The sequence below is a fragment of the Vibrio sp. V08_P9A1T1 genome (assembly GCF_963874405.1).
Classification (GTDB): Bacteria; Pseudomonadota; Gammaproteobacteria; order Enterobacterales; family Vibrionaceae; genus Vibrio; species Vibrio anguillarum.
Window position 1 is genome coordinate 1 of the sequence record NZ_CAWNIB010000282.1, and the last position, 16,792, is coordinate 16,792.

Below are 16,792 nucleotides of genomic sequence, written 5' to 3' on the forward strand. Positions count from 1 at the left end.
CTACTGCTAAGCCTGATTATCGTGGTCATTATTGATTCCGCGCGGGGGCTAGTGGGCGCAAAATAACCACCAGATTCAAAAGACCCCCGCACTGAAAAGTCCGGGGGTTTTTTTACAACTATTAAACTAAAAAGTTCATACTGGTTGGTGATTATCCAACCCGATATGACAGGAAGAATGGGAGCGCACATGAAGTGCAAACACAACATGGTTTACTGTGCCATACACAGTTTGGGAGGGTTACGATGACAGGAGCACAACTGGTTGTAGCCGCATTAAAGCAGCAGGGAATCAAAACCGTTTTTGGTTATCCCGGCGGCGCTATCATGCCAATCTATGATGCATTATACGATGGCGGTGTAGAACACATCCTCTGTCGCCACGAACAAGGTGCAGCCATGGCGGCGATTGGCATGGCGCGCTCGACACAAGATGTCGCGGTGTGCATGGCCACCTCAGGACCCGGAGCGACCAATTTGGTCACTGGTCTTGCCGATGCATTTCTTGACTCAATCCCCCTTGTCGCCATCACCGGCCAAGTCGCAAGCTCGCACATTGGTACCGATGCTTTTCAAGAGATGGACGTGATTGGTATGTCACTCTCTTGCACCAAACACAGCTACCTCGTTACCGATATCCACGATCTCGCACCCACCCTTGCCGAAGCCTTTGAGGTAGCAAAAGCGGGTCGCCCCGGCCCGGTGATTGTGGATATCGCTAAAGATGTACAACTGGCAAAAACCCCCGTGACTGAGCTACCTGCGTTCACTGCGCCAGCCATGCCAGTTGCCAGCCAAGAGCAGCTTCACGCAGCGCAACAACTGCTTTCACAAAGCTCTCGTCCTGTATTGTATGTTGGCGGTGGCGTTCAACTGGCCAAAGCGACCGATTCCGTACGCGAGTTTTTACGCCTCAATCCGATGCCATCAGTAAGCACTTTAAAAGGCTTGGGCACGATTGAGCGTCATGATCCGCATTACCTTGGCATGCTTGGTATGCACGGGACTAAGGCGGCAAACTTGGTCGTTCAAGAGTGTGATTTGTTGATTGTGGTTGGAGCGCGCTTTGATGACCGAGTAACGGGAAAACTGGATACTTTTGCACCACACGCCAAAGTGATTCATATCGATATCGATGCGGCCGAGTTTAATAAACTCCGGATCGCCAATGCGTCACTACGTGGTAACATCAATCTCATTCTTCCACAACTGGAACTGACGCGTGATATCGCACCGTGGGTTCACCACAGTGAAAGTTTGCGCAGTGGCTTTAAGTGGCGCTATGACCACCCGGGCGATCTCATTTTTGCACCATTGTTACTCAAACAACTGTCCGACATGATGCCCGATTCAGCCATCGTCTCAACCGACGTTGGCCAACATCAAATGTGGGCCGCGCAACACATTCAGCCGCGTGCTCCACAGAACTTCATCACCTCAGCTGGCCTTGGCACTATGGGCTTTGGGTTGCCAGCCTCAATGGGCGCTGCCGTTGCTCGCCCAGATGATCAATCCATTCTCATTTCTGGGGATGGCTCGTTCATGATGAATGTTCAAGAACTTGGTACGCTCAAGCGCCGCCAAATCCCGGTCAAGATGGTACTACTGAACAACCACCGTTTAGGTATGGTGCGCCAATGGCAATCGCTATTCTTTGATGGCCGCCATAGTGAAACGATTTTGGATGACAACCCAGATTTCGTGATGCTAGCTAAGGCGTTCGATATTCCTGGCAAAACCATCACCAAAAAAGAAGAAGTTGAACCAGCACTTAAAGAAATGCTGGCCAGCAAAACAGCTTATCTGCTTCACGTTTTGATTGATGAAGAAGAAAACGTATGGCCGCTTGTACCACCGGGCGCCTCAAATAGTGATATGTTGGAGAACACCTAATGGATAGATACCTATTAGACATCAAAGCCGATGATAAACCGGTGCTATTAGAGCGTGTTCTGCGCGTGATTCGCCATCGTGGATTTGTGATAAAACAAGTGGCCGCAACGCAAAACCACGCCAGCAAAGTCGCCAGTATTGAAATCATTGTTGATAGTGATCGCCCCATCAGCACACTGATCAATCAAATTGAAAAATTATGGGATATTCGCAGTGTCGATGTCACCCCAATAAAAAATAACGAACTACCGAATAACAATTTACAACAAAAGATTTGTGCATAAGGAAGGCAATAAATGGCAACAAAAACTGCAGATTACATTTGGTTCAACGGTGAAATGGTTCCGTGGGCAAATGCAAACGTTCATGTACTGACACACGCAATGCACTACGGCACCTCGGTGTTTGAAGGTGTGCGTTGTTATAACACTCCTAAAGGTCCAATCGTCTTCCGTCATAAAGAGCACGCTCAACGCCTAAAAGATTCAGCAAAAATTTACCGTTTCCCTATCCCCTATACGATAGAAGAGATCATGGAAGCGACACGTGAAACATTGCGCGTCAATAAACTGGATTCAGCCTACATTCGCCCACTTGGCTTTGTTGGCAACGTTGGCCTTGGCGTTTGCCCACCAGTGAATACTGAAATGGAGTTAATCATTGCCGCCTTCCCTTGGGGTGCTTACTTAGGTGATGAAGCGCTAGAAAATGGTGTGGATGCGATGGTTTCTAGCTGGCATCGCGCTGCGCCAAACACCATACCAACCGCAGCCAAAGCGGGTGGTAACTATTTATCGTCTCTGCTTGTCGGTGGTGAAGCTCGTCGTCATGGCTATGCCGAAGGTATCGCCTTAAGCGTGGATGGTTATTTATCTGAAGGTGCAGGCGAAAACATTTTCGTCATCAAAAACGGTGTGCTGCTCACGCCACCAACCACCAGCTCCATCTTGCCGGGTATCACGCGTGATTCGATCATGACGCTGGCTAAAGAAATGGGTTACGAAGTGCGTGAAGTGAACATTGCGCGTGAAGCTCTCTATCTTGCTGACGAAATTTTTATGACTGGCACCGCCGCCGAAATCGTCCCTGTACGGAGCGTAGACCAAATTACGGTTGGAGAGGGCAAACGTGGGCCAATCACGAAAGTGATGCAAGAAGCTTACTTTGGCCTATTTAACGGCACCACTGAAGACAAGTGGGGCTGGTTGGATTACGTGTACCCACAACCGAAGTAATAGAGGACGATAGACAATGCCAAAGTATAGATCCGCAACGACGACACACGGACGTAATATGGCTGGAGCGCGCGCATTATGGCGCGCCACTGGCGTCAAAGATGAAGATTTCGGTAAGCCGATTATTGCGGTGGTTAACTCGTTCACTCAATTCGTACCGGGCCACGTGCACCTCAAAGATATGGGGCAATTGGTTGCGGGTGAAATCGAAAAAGCCGGCGGCATCGCCAAAGAATTTAATACCATCGCGGTAGATGATGGTATCGCCATGGGACATGGCGGCATGCTGTACTCACTGCCCTCACGCGAGTTGATCGCAGACTCTGTCGAGTACATGGTTAATGCGCACTGCGCTGACGCGATGGTCTGCATTTCCAACTGCGACAAAATCACCCCTGGGATGATGATGGCGGCACTGCGCATTAATATTCCCGTCATCTTTGTTTCTGGCGGGCCAATGGAAGCGGGTAAAACCAAGCTTTCTGATCAAATCATCAAACTCGATTTAGTCGATGCGATGATCCAAGGCGCTGACCCTAAAGTCTCCGATGCACAAAGTGAACAAATTGAACGCTCGGCCTGCCCAACCTGTGGTTCTTGTTCTGGCATGTTTACCGCCAACTCGATGAACTGTCTCACCGAAGCGTTGGGGCTTTCTCAACCAGGTAATGGTTCGATGTTGGCCACGCATGCCGATCGTGAGGCGCTCTTCATCAACGCAGGTAAACGCATTGTTGAATTAACCAAGCGTTACTACGAGCAAGATGATGCATCTGCTTTGCCGCGTAATATTGCCAACAAAGCCGCATTCGAAAATGCGATGGCGCTCGATATTGCTATGGGCGGCTCAACCAACACCGTATTGCACCTATTAGCAGGCGCTCAAGAAGGTGAAATCGATTTTGACATGGGTGATATCGACCGCATGTCACGCCGCGTACCTCATCTGTGTAAAGTCGCGCCATCGACTCAAAAATATCACATGGAAGATGTACACCGCGCGGGTGGCGTGATGGCGATTCTTGGTGAATTGGATCGCGCCGGTCTCATCAACAATCAAACTCGCACCGTGTTGGGTTTATCGATGAAAGAGCAGTTGGCTCAATACGACATCATGCAAACGGACGACGAAGACGTCTTAACCTTTTTCCGTGCCGGTCCTGCGGGCATTCGTACCACTAAAGCCTTCTCACAACAATGCCGATGGGATCGCCTCGATGACGATCGCAAAGAAGGCTGTATTCGTACCAAAGAGCATGCTTTTAGCCAAGATGGTGGCCTAGCCGTCCTATCAGGCAACATTGCCGTTGACGGCTGTATTGTAAAAACAGCAGGGGTTGATGAAGGTAGTCTGAAATTTGCAGGCCCAGCCGTGGTCTTTGAAAGCCAAGAAAGTGCCGTTGAAGGCATTTTAGGCGGTAAAGTGAAGGCTGGCGATGTTGTCATCATCCGCTATGAAGGCCCGAAAGGCGGCCCGGGTATGCAAGAAATGCTTTACCCAACCACGTACCTCAAATCAATGGGGCTAGGCAAAGAGTGCGCGCTACTGACTGACGGTCGTTTCTCTGGGGGGACTTCTGGTTTATCAATTGGTCACGTTTCTCCAGAAGCTGCAAACGGCGGAACGATAGGTTTGGTGAACTCTGGGGATATTATCGCCATCGATATTCCAAACCGCTCCATTACGCTCAACGTTTCAGAAGCTGAACTGGCTGAGCGCCGCGTAAAACAAGACCAGCTCGGTTGGAAACCTGTCAATCGCCAGCGTGAAGTCTCTTTGGCATTGAAAGCCTACGCAAGTATGGCCACCAGCGCTGATAAAGGGGCTGTTCGAGACAAATCTAAGCTCGAGGGCTAGCGGATGAGCGACTCAGGTAACGCAACTCAAACTGGCGCAGATTATCTGCGCCAGATCCTGCGCGCCCCCGTGTATGACGTCGCAACGGTGACGCCACTGCAGGATATGCCCCGCTTATCGGCGCGCATCAAAAATCGCGTTCAGCTCAAGCGTGAAGATCGCCAGCCTGTGCACTCTTTTAAATTACGCGGCGCTTATAATATGGTGTCGAGTTTATCTGAGGTGCAAAAACAAGCAGGGGTGATTGCCGCGTCAGCAGGCAACCACGCGCAGGGAATGGCTCTATCGGGAACAAAATTAGGCATTAAAACCACCATTGTGATGCCTAAAACTACCCCTGATATCAAAGTCGAAGCGGTGCGCGGTTTTGGCGGTTTGGTGATTTTGCATGGCAACAACTTTGATGAAGCCAAAGCCGAAGCGGAACGCTTGGCTCACGAGCAAGGTTATACGTTTGTCCCACCGTTCGATCACCCACTGGTCATTGCAGGGCAAGGCACTATTGGCATGGAAATGCTGCAACAAAATGGCCACCTTGATTACATTTTTGTACCAGTCGGCGGTGGCGGTTTAGCCGCTGGGGTCGCGGTGCTCATCAAACAGCTGATGCCAGAAATCAAAGTCATTGCGGTTGAACCTGAAGATTCTGCTTGTTTAAAAGCAGCACTCGAGGCAGGTAAACCCGTGGTGCTTGACCAAGTCAGCATGTTTGCCGACGGTGTCGCGGTAAAACGTATTGGTGATGAAACCTTCCGTTTGTGTCAGCAATACATTGATGGCCACATCACGGTATCAAGCGATGAAATCTGCTCGGCGGTTAAAGATATCTTCGAAGACACGCGTGCGATTGCCGAACCTTCTGGAGCGCTTGCTCTGGCTGGTCTGAAGAAATTCGCGGAAAAACATAAGCTGGTGGATAAACAGTTAGGCACCGTACTTTCAGGGGCTAACACCAATTTCCACGGCTTGCGTTACGTGTCGGAGCGATGTGAGCTAGGCGAAAAACGTGAAGGGCTTTTGGCGGTGACCATACCTGAACGTCAAGGCGCGTTTTTTGAGTTTTGCAATATCATTGGCGGCCGTGCGGTCACCGAGTTCAACTATCGCTATAACGATGACAAGCTGGCCAACATTTTCGTCGGTGTACGCCTGTTAAGTGGGCAAGAAGAGCTCGACAACATCATTCACGATTTACGCCAAGGTGGCTACCCTGTGGTGGATCTATCGGATGATGAAATGGCCAAACTGCATGTCCGTTATATGATTGGAGGCAAACCCTCTAAGCCGCTAAAAGAGCGATTATACAGCTTCGAATTTCCGGAATATCCGGGCGCTCTGCTGAAATTTCTCAGCACGCTTGGCACACACTGGAACATTAGCTTGTTTAATTACCGCAATCATGGCGCCGATTATGGCCGCGTATTGTGTGGTTTTGAACTCGAAGAAAGCGATTTAAACCGCTTCTCCGCTCACCTTAGAGAATTGGGTTACCAATGCAAAGATGAGACGGACAATCCTTCATACCAGTTCTTCTTATCCTAAAGCTCAATGCCAGTCCCACGACTGGCATTTTTTATGAGTGATGCATAATACGCATAGAACCAATGCTAAAGTTTCATTTTAGTCATAGTTAATTCAGTACTACACTTAGCGACATCTTATGCTTGCTGTGCCAATCTGGAGATCCGAATGTTTAAAGCGTTAATCCTTAATCAACAAGAAAAAAACACAGTTGCCACCATTGAACAAATCGACGAATCACAATTACCGCAAGGTGAAGTTTTAGTCGCGGTCGATTACTCATCATTGAATTACAAAGATGGTTTAGCCATTACAGGTAAAGGCAAAATCATTCGCAATTTCCCTATGGTACCGGGCATTGATCTTGCGGGAACCGTACTTGAATCCCAAGATACTCGCTACCAAACCGGTGATAAAGTTGTACTAACCGGTTGGGGAGTGGGTGAAAACCATTGGGGTGGTATGGCGCAAAAAGCACGCTTGAAAGCCGATTGGTTAGTACCACTCGCGCACGGTCTTGATAGCAAAAAAGCGATGATGATTGGCACTGCTGGCTTTACTGCCATGCTTTGCGTGCAAGCCATTTTAGATGCGGGTATTCAACCGGAAAAGGGTGAAATATTGGTGACGGGTGCCAGTGGCGGCGTGGGTTCAGTTGCTGTAACACTATTAGCTAAGCTAGGTTATACAGTTGCTGCGGTAACCGGTCGTGTTGAACAAAATGGTCCACTGCTAGAAAAACTAGGAGCAAGCCGCATTATTGATCGCAGCGAATTTGAAGAACCAGCTCGTCCGCTGGAAAAACAGATTTGGGCTGGCGCGGTCGATACAGTAGGCAGCAAAATGTTAGCCAAAGTGTTAGCCCAAATGGACTACAACAGCACGGTTGCCGCGTGTGGTTTAGCGGGTGGTTTTGATTTACCCACCACCGTCATGCCGTTCATTTTGCGCAATGTACGCCTGCAAGGTGTCGACTCCGTCTCTTGCCCGCTAGAAAAACGCATGGCAGCATGGGAAAGCTTAGCGAAACTGCTACCTGCAAGCTACTTTGAGCAAGCGTGTGAGGAAATCACCCTCGAACAAACAGCGCAGTACGCTGAAACGATCACCAATGGTCAAGTGACTGGTCGCGTGGTGATTAAGCTTTAAACCATTCATTCATCAAGCTTTGGTCTTACTCAAAGCTTGATGATTTTTATCCCTCTAACTGCATCTCTTCAATACGCTTAGCAATCAACCGACTGCACTCTTGTTTGACGATCTGCCTTAACCATTCTTGGGCAGGAGAATGCTCACATCGCGAGTGCCAAATCATAGAGTAGTCAAACGGCGTAAACTGAAACGGTAACGGCTTCACCACCAATGCGTAACGTTCTGCCACTAAATAGGCCAGATCCGCAGGCACCGTAATAATCAATGGCATGGTATCAACAATCGCTAGCGCAGCTTCTAAATGATAGGCTCTGAGCACCATTTTCCGTTTAGGCTGCCCACTTAATGCTTGTTCAATTAAGGCATTAACACCATCACTGATCGCAATCATCGCATGAGGGTATGTCAGGTAATCCGCTAAAGAGATCTGCCGATTCGCCAACGGATGGTGTTGGGAGAGCAAACAAAGCACACCGACTCGCCCAAGCACCTCACTCATCAATGGTGCTACTGGCGACGTTGGGCGACAAATCGCTAAATCAGCTCCTTCATAAGTCAGTTGATCGGCCAACCTATCATGCTGCAAAGGTAAAAACTCAAACGACACGTTTGGTGCCTCTTGATATATCCTTGGTAAAGCAAACGGTAAGATGGTCTGCATTGCGTAATCTGTCGTGGCAATGGTGAAGGTTTGTTCACATTGCTGGGGGTCAAATTCAACAGGTGAAAGGATTTGACGTAGAGACTCCAATGGCTCGCCTAAGGCACGATTAAGCTCCAGCGCTTTTTCAGTCGGAATGAGATGCTGACCTTGGCGCGTAAAAAGAGGATCATTGAGCAGATCACGTAACCGGCCTAATACACGGCTCATGGCTGACTGGCTAAGATTTAAACGCTGGGCCGCTTTACTGACACTGCTCTCTTCTATCAACACTCTCAATGCAATCAATAAATTCAGATCGCGACGATAGATATCTTCCAACTCCATGCAATAACCCCACTTTTATCATTGGTAAATAGGCTCAGTGTACGCGTTAGGCAAAAAAAATCCCGCCTTTCAGCGGGGAAGCCCAAGAAAATGGGGATAGTGTCGGAATGTGTTACGTGTCGTATTAGTGCAATGCGTTGATCAATATGTGATGGATTAGTGATTCTGCTCTTCTGAGATGCCTTTCCAAAGATGCATCTCAAGCCAGATCCCAACCAGTGACGCACTGACACCAAAAAGTGGCATCCATGACGTTTCTGCAGGCGTTCGCATCACTAAGGCACAAAATGAGATAAAGCAGAGAACCGAATAAATGGTTAACCTATCAAGCGCTGTTAACATAAGTGCCTCACAAAATTGTTATCAACTTGTTAAGTAAGTTAAAACAAAAAGATCACTTTGCCAAGTGGTTATTGAATATTTTTTCCTCGCCAGTATTATCTACGCCTTGCGATAACATCGATTAGGTTTGAATATGACATTTGATCCGGCACTTGCCACACAAATACTCGAAGCCGAAGGATTGCGCTGTCCCGAGCCTGTAATGATGGTCAGAAAAACCATTCGAACCATGCAAGATGGCGAAATTTTACTAGTGAAAGCCGATGACCCGTCAACCACTCGAGACATTCCCAGTTTTTGCCGCTTTATGGATCATCAGTTAATTGCGGAGAAAGTGGACACATTGCCCTATCTCTATTTGATTAAGAAAGGATTGAGTTAAGCCTCGATCTAAGTGATGCGTACGCAAAAGAAAAGGCGACCTCAAAAAGGCCGCCTTTTGCTATTAATTCATTGCGCTGCACACTACTCATTAAACTCGATGGTGCGGATCTCTGATTGCAGTTTTGTGATCTGCTTTTGCAGGGTTCGAATTTCATCGTGCATCGGGATAATGTGCGCGACTCGGATCCAAGATTCCACCATTAAGCCACACAATATGATTGCGCCGGCCACCATGGGTAGCCACATTTCCGTCAACGCCATACCCAACAACGTCAGCACAAAACCGAACGTAAACAAGTAACTTTGGCTCTTGGCGGTCATTCCCATATAACGTGTCAGCATATGCATTCCCTCTTAGACTTGCATCATCTAGCACTACAGTAACATGACCAGTATGGCATAAATTTGTCACTCATCACGCAACCGTAGACGTTGGGCGACAAGTTGAGTAATAAATTGTGTCACGCTCACTCGCCCAATCATCTAATCGATTGGAATTACCAAATCGCCGCGCCGATCGCTAATATCAAAAAGAGTACCGCCGTGATTTTACGAATAAGTCCTAGCGGCATTTTATCGGCGGATAATTTACCAATCAGCACCACAGGTACGTTAGCCAGCAACATACCAATTGTCGTTCCGAGCACCACCCACAGTAGAGCATCCGCATATTGCGCACCAAGAATAGACGTTGCTATTTGGGTTTTATCGCCAATTTCAGCGACAAAAAAAGCAATAAAACTGGCGACAAAAGGACCTCGATTGGTAATTTTTTCATCGCCGTCGAGTTTGTCTGGAATTAATACCCACCCCGCCATGGCAAGGAAGCTGGCAACCAACACCCATTTAAGGATTTCTGGTGACAGGTAATCGGCAACGACCACGCCCAGCCAAGCAGCGAGTGCATGGTTAACCATCGTTGCGACAAAAATGGCGGCAATAATAGGCAAAGGTTTACGATAACGACTGGCTAGCAGCAGAGAAAGCAGTTGGGTTTTATCGCCAATTTCAGCTAAGGCGACGGTAGTAATTGAAATAGCTAATACGCTCACGACAGGCTCAATGGGGCGGGATAATTATAATAACCATAGACAAACGCCACTCCCCACCCCGGTTTGTGATGTTTGTCTAAGGTCTTGCTAAGCTAAAAATGACTTTAGCCTCGAACGCCACGGTGATTTGGCACCAATTATGTTGACGAACGAACCGTTAAGATAAGAAATCTCACTGGTAAGCTACTCCCCAAAGACGGCGCAATTCTAATCAGGCCGAGTGAAAATCTCAAGTTAGAAATAAGTCAAAATCGTTCATGTGCAGGAATTTGGCACAATCGATGCGATAAATTCGACCAAAACGGATTTTCGACCATTAATTAAGCAAGATTACCCCTACTCGCTGAGCGAATATCTGGGTATACTTGTTCGTTATTTTCATCCATTCAGACAGAAGAATCGCGCGAACCTGACTATGCAAAAATACGATATCAAAACCTTTCAGGGTATGATCCTCGCGCTGCAGGATTATTGGGCCCAACAAGGCTGTACCATTGTTCAACCATTAGACATGGAAGTTGGTGCAGGAACCTCTCACCCAATGACATGCCTGCGAGCTTTAGGCCCAGAGCCCATTGCAACGGCGTATGTTCAACCCTCTCGTCGTCCAACGGACGGTCGTTATGGTGAAAACCCAAACCGCCTGCAACACTATTACCAATTCCAAGTCATCATCAAACCTTCACCAGACAACATTCAAGAGTTGTATTTAGGGTCTTTAGAGGTGCTCGGTGTTGACCCACTAGTACACGATATTCGTTTCGTGGAAGATAACTGGGAAAACCCAACCTTAGGTGCTTGGGGTCTTGGCTGGGAAGTGTGGCTAAACGGCATGGAAGTAACTCAATTTACTTACTTCCAACAAGTCGGCGGCCTTGAGTGCAAACCTGTAACTGGTGAAATCACTTACGGTATTGAACGTCTTGCCATGTACATTCAAGGCGTGGATTCAGTGTATGACTTAGTCTGGACAGATGGCCCATTAGGTAAAGTCACCTATGGTGACATTTACCATCAAAATGAAGTCGAACAATCCACTTACAACTTCGAACACGCGGATGTCGATTTTCTTTTCACTTTCTTCGACCAGTGCGAAAAAGAGTGTAAGCATCTACTTGAGCTAGAAAAACCGCTGCCACTTCCTGCCTATGAGCGTATTTTGAAAGCGGGCCATGCCTTTAACCTATTGGACGCGCGTAAAGCGATTTCGGTGACAGAACGTCAACGTTACATCCTACGTATCCGTAACCTGACCAAAGCGGTTGCAGAAGCGTACTACGCATCTCGTGAAGCACTCGGCTTCCCTATGTGTAAAAAGGGTGAGGACAAATAAGATGGCAAAAGAATTTCTAATTGAATTAGGCACAGAAGAGCTACCACCAAAACAACTTCGCACTTTGGCTGAAGCGTTTGCGGCTAACTTTGCCGCAGAATTGAAAACCGCTGAACTGGCACACGAAGGCATCAAATGGTTTGCAACCCCTCGCCGTTTAGCACTGAAAGTGACCAACTTGGCCCAAGGTCAAGCGGATAAAGTGGTCGAAAAACGTGGCCCCGCTATTTCTGTTGCTTTTGATGCCGATGGCAATCCAACCAAAGCAGCACAAGGCTGGGCGCGTGGTAACGGCATTACTGTTGAGCAAGCGGATCGCCTAACAACAGAACAAGGTGAATGGCTACTGTTCAAACAGGAAGTCAAAGGCCAAGATGCCAAAGCCATTGTGGTTGAACTTGCCGCCAAAGCGTTAGCAAACTTGCCTATCGCCAAACCCATGCGCTGGGGTGATAAAGAAACACAATTTATCCGCCCAGTAAAAACTCTGACTATTTTGATGGGTGATAAACTGATCGAAGGTGAGATCTTAGGCGTAGCTTCTGCGCGCACCATTCGTGGTCACCGCTTTATGGGCGAAAAAGAGTTCACCATCGATTCAGCAGAACAATACCCAGCGATTTTAGAACAGCGCGGTAAAGTGATCGCCGATTACGATGCGCGTAAAGCAATAATTATTGCGGATGCACAAAAAGCAGCGCTACAGGTTGGCGGTGTTGCCGATCTTGACGATGACTTGGTTGAAGAAGTGACCTCACTGGTTGAATGGCCAGTGGTGCTTACGGCGAAATTTGAAGAAAAATTCCTTAAAGTACCGTCAGAAGCTTTGGTTTACACCATGAAAGGTGACCAAAAATACTTCCCGGTTTATTCTCATCAGATGAGCGATGCGAATAAGCAATTGCTGCCTAACTTTATTTTCGTCTCTAACATCGAGTCGAAAGAGCCTCGCCATGTTATCGAAGGCAACGAGAAAGTCGTTCGTCCACGCTTAGCGGACGCGGAATTCTTCTTTAATACCGATCTCAAAAGCAAATTAGTCGATCGTCTACCACGACTAGAAACCGCGATTTTCCAACAGCAGTTGGGTACGATTAAAGATAAAACTGACCGTATTACTGAACTGGCTGGTTACATTGCAGAACAGATTGGCGCGGATGTAGAAAAATCAAAACGTGCGGGCTTACTGGCTAAATGCGATTTGATGACCTCAATGGTGTTTGAATTTACCGACACGCAAGGCGTGATGGGTATGCATTATGCTCGCCATGACGGAGAAGCAGAAGAAGTCGCCGTTGCACTAAACGAACAGTACATGCCACGCTTTGCTGGCGATGCTCTGCCAACCAATGGCGTTTCCGCCGCTGTGGCAATCGCAGACAAGCTAGACACCATAGTCGGCATCTTCGGTATTGGCCAAGCACCAAAAGGCTCGGATCCCTTTGCTCTGCGTCGCGCATCACTGGGTGTACTGCGCATCATCGTTGAATACGGCTATAACTTGGACTTAGTTGACCTCGTAGCAAAAGCGAAATCGCTGTTTGGTGATCGCCTTACCAACGACAACGTTGAGCACGATGTAATTGAGTTTATGCTTGGCCGTTTCCGTGCTTGGTATCAAGATGAAGGTTTTAGCGTCGACATCATCCAAGCGGTACTTGCTCGTCGTCCAACCAAACCCGCTGATTTTGACAAACGTGTTAAAGCAGTTTCCCACTTCCGTGAACTGGAAGCGGCTGAAGCCCTAGCGGCGGCAAACAAGCGTGTCGGTAACATTTTAGCGAAATTTGACGGTGAACTGGCTGCAGAAATCAACCTAACACTTCTTCAAGAAGCGGCCGAAAAAGCCTTAGCGGAAGAAGTGGAAGTGATGACCGAAGCACTAGAACCTGCTTTCGCTACCGGTGATTACCAACAAGCATTGAGCAAGCTGGCAGCACTACGTGAACCTGTTGATGCTTTCTTTGATAATGTCATGGTGATGGCAGACGATGAAGCATTAAAACAAAACCGTTTAACGCTGCTCAACAACTTGCGTAATCTGTTCCTACAAATTGCTGATATTTCACTGCTGCAAAAGTAGTTGCTGATATTTCGGCACACAAATTAATCTATCAAAGCCCAGCGGCCATCCGCTGGGCTTTTTGTTTTATCTGACCGCAGTGTGTTATTTGGCGAAAAATAGTGCTTTGACTCGCAAAAACATTGGGGTATGTTCAAGGATTACTCGATGGGCATGGCATCGTTTCATGCCCCTTTATGCAAGCAAATACAAGAATGAATTAGGCAGTCAGCAATGCAGTTTTCGAAATTTGGTGAAAAATTTAATCAGTATTCCGGTATTACCCAGTTAATGGACGATCTCAATGATGGCCTGCGCACCCCCGGAGCCATTATGCTCGGCGGTGGTAACCCAGCCGCCATTCCCGCCATGATTGACTACTTTCATCAAACCAGTGCTGACATGCTCAGCAGTGGTGAACTGATCGCTGCCCTCGCCAACTATGATGGCCCACAAGGTAAAGATCTGTTCGTTAAATCTCTCGCAAAACTGCTCAAAGAAACCTATGGCTGGGAAATCAGTGAAAAGAACATTAGCTTAACCAATGGCAGCCAGAGTGGATTTTTCTATCTATTTAATCTGTTTGCTGGCCAGCAAGCTGACGGTTCACATAAGAAAATTTTACTGCCATTAGCGCCTGAATATATTGGTTATGGTGATGCCGGGATAGATGAAGATATTTTTGTCTCCTATCGCCCAGAAATAGAACTACTCGACAATGGCTTATTCAAATACCACGTGGATTTCGAAACCTTGAGCGTGGATTCGTCGATAGCCGCCATTTGTGCTTCCCGTCCAACCAATCCGACGGGAAATGTGCTCACAGAACAAGAGATCCACAAGCTCGATAAGCTGGCTAGAGAGAACAATATCCCACTGATTATCGACAATGCATACGGCGTTCCATTTCCCAACATCATTTTTGAAGAGATTGAACCCTTTTGGAATGACAACACCATTTTATGCATGAGCCTTTCGAAACTGGGTTTACCCGGTGTGCGCTGCGGTATCGTCATTGCCAACGAAACCATTACCCAAGCATTAACCAACATGAATGGCATCATTAGTTTAGCGCCAGGCAGCATCGGCCCAGCCATTGCTCATCACATGATTGAAAAAGGCGATCTATTAAGGCTCAGTCGCGATGTGATCAAACCCTTCTACCAGCAGAAATCACAAAGAGCAGTCGAGTTACTCAAGCAAGCCATTAGCGACCCGCGCTTTCGTATCCATAAACCAGAAGGGGCGATCTTTTTATGGCTCTGGTTTGATGAGCTCCCCATCACCACGATGGAACTTTACCAACGTCTAAAAGCCAGAGGAGTATTGATTGTACCGGGTGAATATTTCTTTATTGGTCAACAAGACGATTGGCAACACGCGCATCAGTGTCTGCGCATGAACTACGTGCAAGATGATGAAGCCATGCAAAAGGGCATTCAAATTATTGCTCAAGAAGTGGCATTAGCGTATCAACAGTAATTCATCCTTTCTGCCATGAAAAAGAGCGCCTTTTGGCGCTCTTTCACTACTTTAATGTGGCCAGTAACTTAATTGTTCTCAATTAAGTTTTTACCATTAATCGCAATTTTACGTGGTTGCATCGCTTCAGGTGTTTCACGTTCAAGATCCACGTGTAGCAAGCCATTTTCCATTGTGGCTCCGAGTACTTTGACATAGTCGGCCAATTGGAATTTACGTTCAAAATCGCGCTCAGCAATACCTTGGTAGACGTAGTTTTTATTCTCTTCGGGTTTACGTTCGCCACGCACAATCAGCGTATTTTCTTGTTGAGTAATCTCAATCTGCTCTTCAGAAAAACCAGCTACCGCCATCGTGATGCGATATTTATTGTCGTCTTGCTGTTCAATATTGTACGGAGGGTAACCCGCAGAGCTATTCTTCGCTGAACTGGATTCCATCATGTTTAATAGACGGTCAAAACCAATTGCGTTGCGGTATAAAGGAGTGAAATCTACTGTTCTCATCATACTATCCTCATCATAAGCAATAGCCTTAGCGCATAGGCGCTAAGCCGTTAGCAGCCATTCTTTCAACATGGAGCTAACAACACATTTAATGATCACAACACAAGGCTCCTCTTAAGAGAGCAAACCTGTGTCGCCATTCCAGAGGTCCTTACGGCATCCTCTTCATTGATAGATATAGGGGCACTAAAATTCTTTTCAAGGATTTTTTGAAAAATTTTTTAGTCCTCGCTAAAGCGAGCAGAAACTAGAAAGAGAACATCAAATCAAACTGATACTCCGTAGGGTTACAAAGCCTTCATTAGCAGGATATAGAGTCAATACAGAGACATAAAAAAGCCTAACGATATCATTAGGCTTTATTTTGCACTTTAACCGATGAAAACTTATTTTATTTTCCGCGTTTTTTCCTTTCTTTAATTACACTGCTTTCTTCCATTTTTTCTTGCTTTAATTTCCGCTTTTCTTTTAGGCTAAGTTGCGCTTTTTTCATATCTTTCTTACTCATAGTAATCTCCTTATTTTAACGAAGAAATTTAATTTACACACGTTAGTGACTTTTCAGGAAGAATATTAACCACTTTATATTCTCGCTCTTTTCCTAAAATATATAATTTAAAGCACTCTTGTTCACGTAATCCAAAAATAGAAGCGCCTAAATAAGAGTAAAGTGATACGAGACCATCATTAGGGTTGTTCCGCTCACCAAGCACTATAATAATTTGATAAGGTTGACACTTTTCTGTATCAACAAAGCTGACCCTATCTCCAACGTTGACTCGGCGCTCTGCCGTAGATCTGGCCAATGATTCTGCTTCTATTCTCTCGAAAAGAGTCAGTAAAATCAGTGGAGACTGATAGGTAACAAATAAGCTTGTTATTATTTTACTTTTGAAAAAAACAAGCCAACGCTTAAATAAGTTGATATTTATTACTCCTTACAATAATTCCAAAAATAGATTAGATAATATCCGAAAGTTAGACC

Annotated in this window: 16 protein-coding genes; 10 read left to right on the forward strand and 6 right to left on the reverse strand. The window is 46.7% G+C overall.

Annotation, left to right across the window (positions count from 1 at the left end; translation table 11 throughout):
* Positions 1–245 precede the first annotated feature (245 nt).
* The 6 genes from ilvG to acuI all read left to right on the forward strand — a co-directional run bounded on the left by ilvG (position 246) and on the right by acuI (position 7,655).
* Entirely contained in the window at positions 246–1,892 is a 1,647-nt protein-coding gene (gene ilvG, locus AACT21_RS13805; protein WP_094163139.1) for an acetolactate synthase 2 catalytic subunit, read from the forward strand.
* On the forward strand, positions 1,892–2,176 hold the full coding sequence (gene ilvM, locus AACT21_RS13810; protein WP_094163140.1) for an acetolactate synthase 2 small subunit: 285 nt from the start codon (positions 1,892–1,894) through the stop codon (positions 2,174–2,176). The genes ilvG and ilvM overlap by 1 nt, the downstream gene beginning before the upstream one ends.
* A gap of 12 nt (positions 2,177–2,188) precedes the next feature.
* Positions 2,189–3,127, forward strand: a complete 939-nt coding sequence (gene ilvE, locus AACT21_RS13815; RefSeq protein WP_010319931.1) for a branched-chain-amino-acid transaminase — start codon at positions 2,189–2,191, stop codon at positions 3,125–3,127.
* Between the two features lie 16 nt (positions 3,128–3,143).
* A complete protein-coding gene (gene ilvD, locus AACT21_RS13820; protein ID WP_094163141.1) occupies positions 3,144–4,985 on the forward strand; it encodes a dihydroxy-acid dehydratase in 1,842 nt (613 codons plus the stop codon).
* Positions 4,986–4,988: 3 nt separating this feature from the next.
* Positions 4,989–6,527, forward strand: coding sequence for a threonine ammonia-lyase, biosynthetic (gene ilvA / locus AACT21_RS13825; protein WP_017046359.1), 1,539 nt, complete (start codon positions 4,989–4,991; stop codon positions 6,525–6,527).
* A gap of 147 nt (positions 6,528–6,674) precedes the next feature.
* Positions 6,675–7,655, forward strand: coding sequence for an acrylyl-CoA reductase (NADPH) (acuI, locus tag AACT21_RS13830; RefSeq protein ID WP_017049642.1), 981 nt, complete (start codon positions 6,675–6,677; stop codon positions 7,653–7,655).
* Between the two features lie 46 nt (positions 7,656–7,701).
* Here acuI and AACT21_RS13835 read toward each other — a convergent pair whose 3' ends face one another.
* Together AACT21_RS13835 and AACT21_RS13840 are read right to left on the reverse strand one after the other, a co-directional pair.
* A complete protein-coding gene (locus tag AACT21_RS13835; protein WP_013855564.1) occupies positions 7,702–8,646 on the reverse strand; it encodes a LysR family transcriptional regulator in 945 nt (314 codons plus the stop codon).
* A 156-nt stretch (positions 8,647–8,802) separates the two neighbouring features.
* Complete coding sequence (locus AACT21_RS13840) at positions 8,803–8,988, reverse strand: hypothetical protein (protein WP_010319936.1); 186 nt, start codon at positions 8,986–8,988, stop codon at positions 8,803–8,805.
* 133 nt (positions 8,989–9,121) lie between these two features.
* Here AACT21_RS13840 and tusA point away from each other — a divergent pair, with 133 nt between their 5' ends.
* Positions 9,122–9,370, forward strand: coding sequence for a sulfurtransferase TusA (gene tusA, locus AACT21_RS13845; protein WP_020977692.1), 249 nt, complete (start codon positions 9,122–9,124; stop codon positions 9,368–9,370).
* Positions 9,371–9,453: 83 nt separating this feature from the next.
* Here the strand turns inward: tusA and AACT21_RS13850 are convergent, their stop codons facing one another.
* The gene (locus AACT21_RS13850) at positions 9,454–9,714 is read right to left on the reverse strand and encodes a hypothetical protein (RefSeq protein ID WP_010319938.1); all 261 of its coding nucleotides are present in this window, start codon (positions 9,712–9,714) and stop codon (positions 9,454–9,456) included.
* A gap of 155 nt (positions 9,715–9,869) precedes the next feature.
* The gene (locus AACT21_RS13855) at positions 9,870–10,424 is read right to left on the reverse strand and encodes a TMEM165/GDT1 family protein (protein ID WP_017046363.1); all 555 of its coding nucleotides are present in this window, start codon (positions 10,422–10,424) and stop codon (positions 9,870–9,872) included.
* A 415-nt stretch (positions 10,425–10,839) separates the two neighbouring features.
* Between AACT21_RS13855 and glyQ the strand changes: the two genes are divergently transcribed.
* The 3 genes from glyQ (at position 10,840) to AACT21_RS13870 (ending at position 15,301) form a co-directional block, all read left to right on the forward strand.
* Complete coding sequence (glyQ, locus tag AACT21_RS13860; protein WP_013855568.1) at positions 10,840–11,757, forward strand: glycine--tRNA ligase subunit alpha; 918 nt, start codon at positions 10,840–10,842, stop codon at positions 11,755–11,757.
* A gap of 1 nt (position 11,758) precedes the next feature.
* Positions 11,759–13,840, forward strand: coding sequence for a glycine--tRNA ligase subunit beta (glyS, locus tag AACT21_RS13865; protein ID WP_094163142.1), 2,082 nt, complete (start codon positions 11,759–11,761; stop codon positions 13,838–13,840).
* 213 nt (positions 13,841–14,053) lie between these two features.
* Positions 14,054–15,301: a valine--pyruvate transaminase gene (locus tag AACT21_RS13870; RefSeq protein ID WP_094163143.1), complete on the forward strand. Its 1,248-nt coding sequence runs from the start codon at positions 14,054–14,056 to the stop codon at positions 15,299–15,301.
* Between the two features lie 68 nt (positions 15,302–15,369).
* On the opposite strand, the gene AACT21_RS13875 is transcribed toward AACT21_RS13870, so the two are convergent.
* Positions 15,370–15,807, reverse strand: a complete 438-nt coding sequence (locus AACT21_RS13875; RefSeq protein WP_010319943.1) for an Hsp20 family protein — start codon at positions 15,805–15,807, stop codon at positions 15,370–15,372.
* A gap of 536 nt (positions 15,808–16,343) precedes the next feature.
* Positions 16,344–16,613, reverse strand: coding sequence for a GreA/GreB family elongation factor (locus AACT21_RS13880; RefSeq protein ID WP_094127391.1), 270 nt, complete (start codon positions 16,611–16,613; stop codon positions 16,344–16,346).
* Positions 16,614–16,792: the final 179 nt, after the last annotated feature.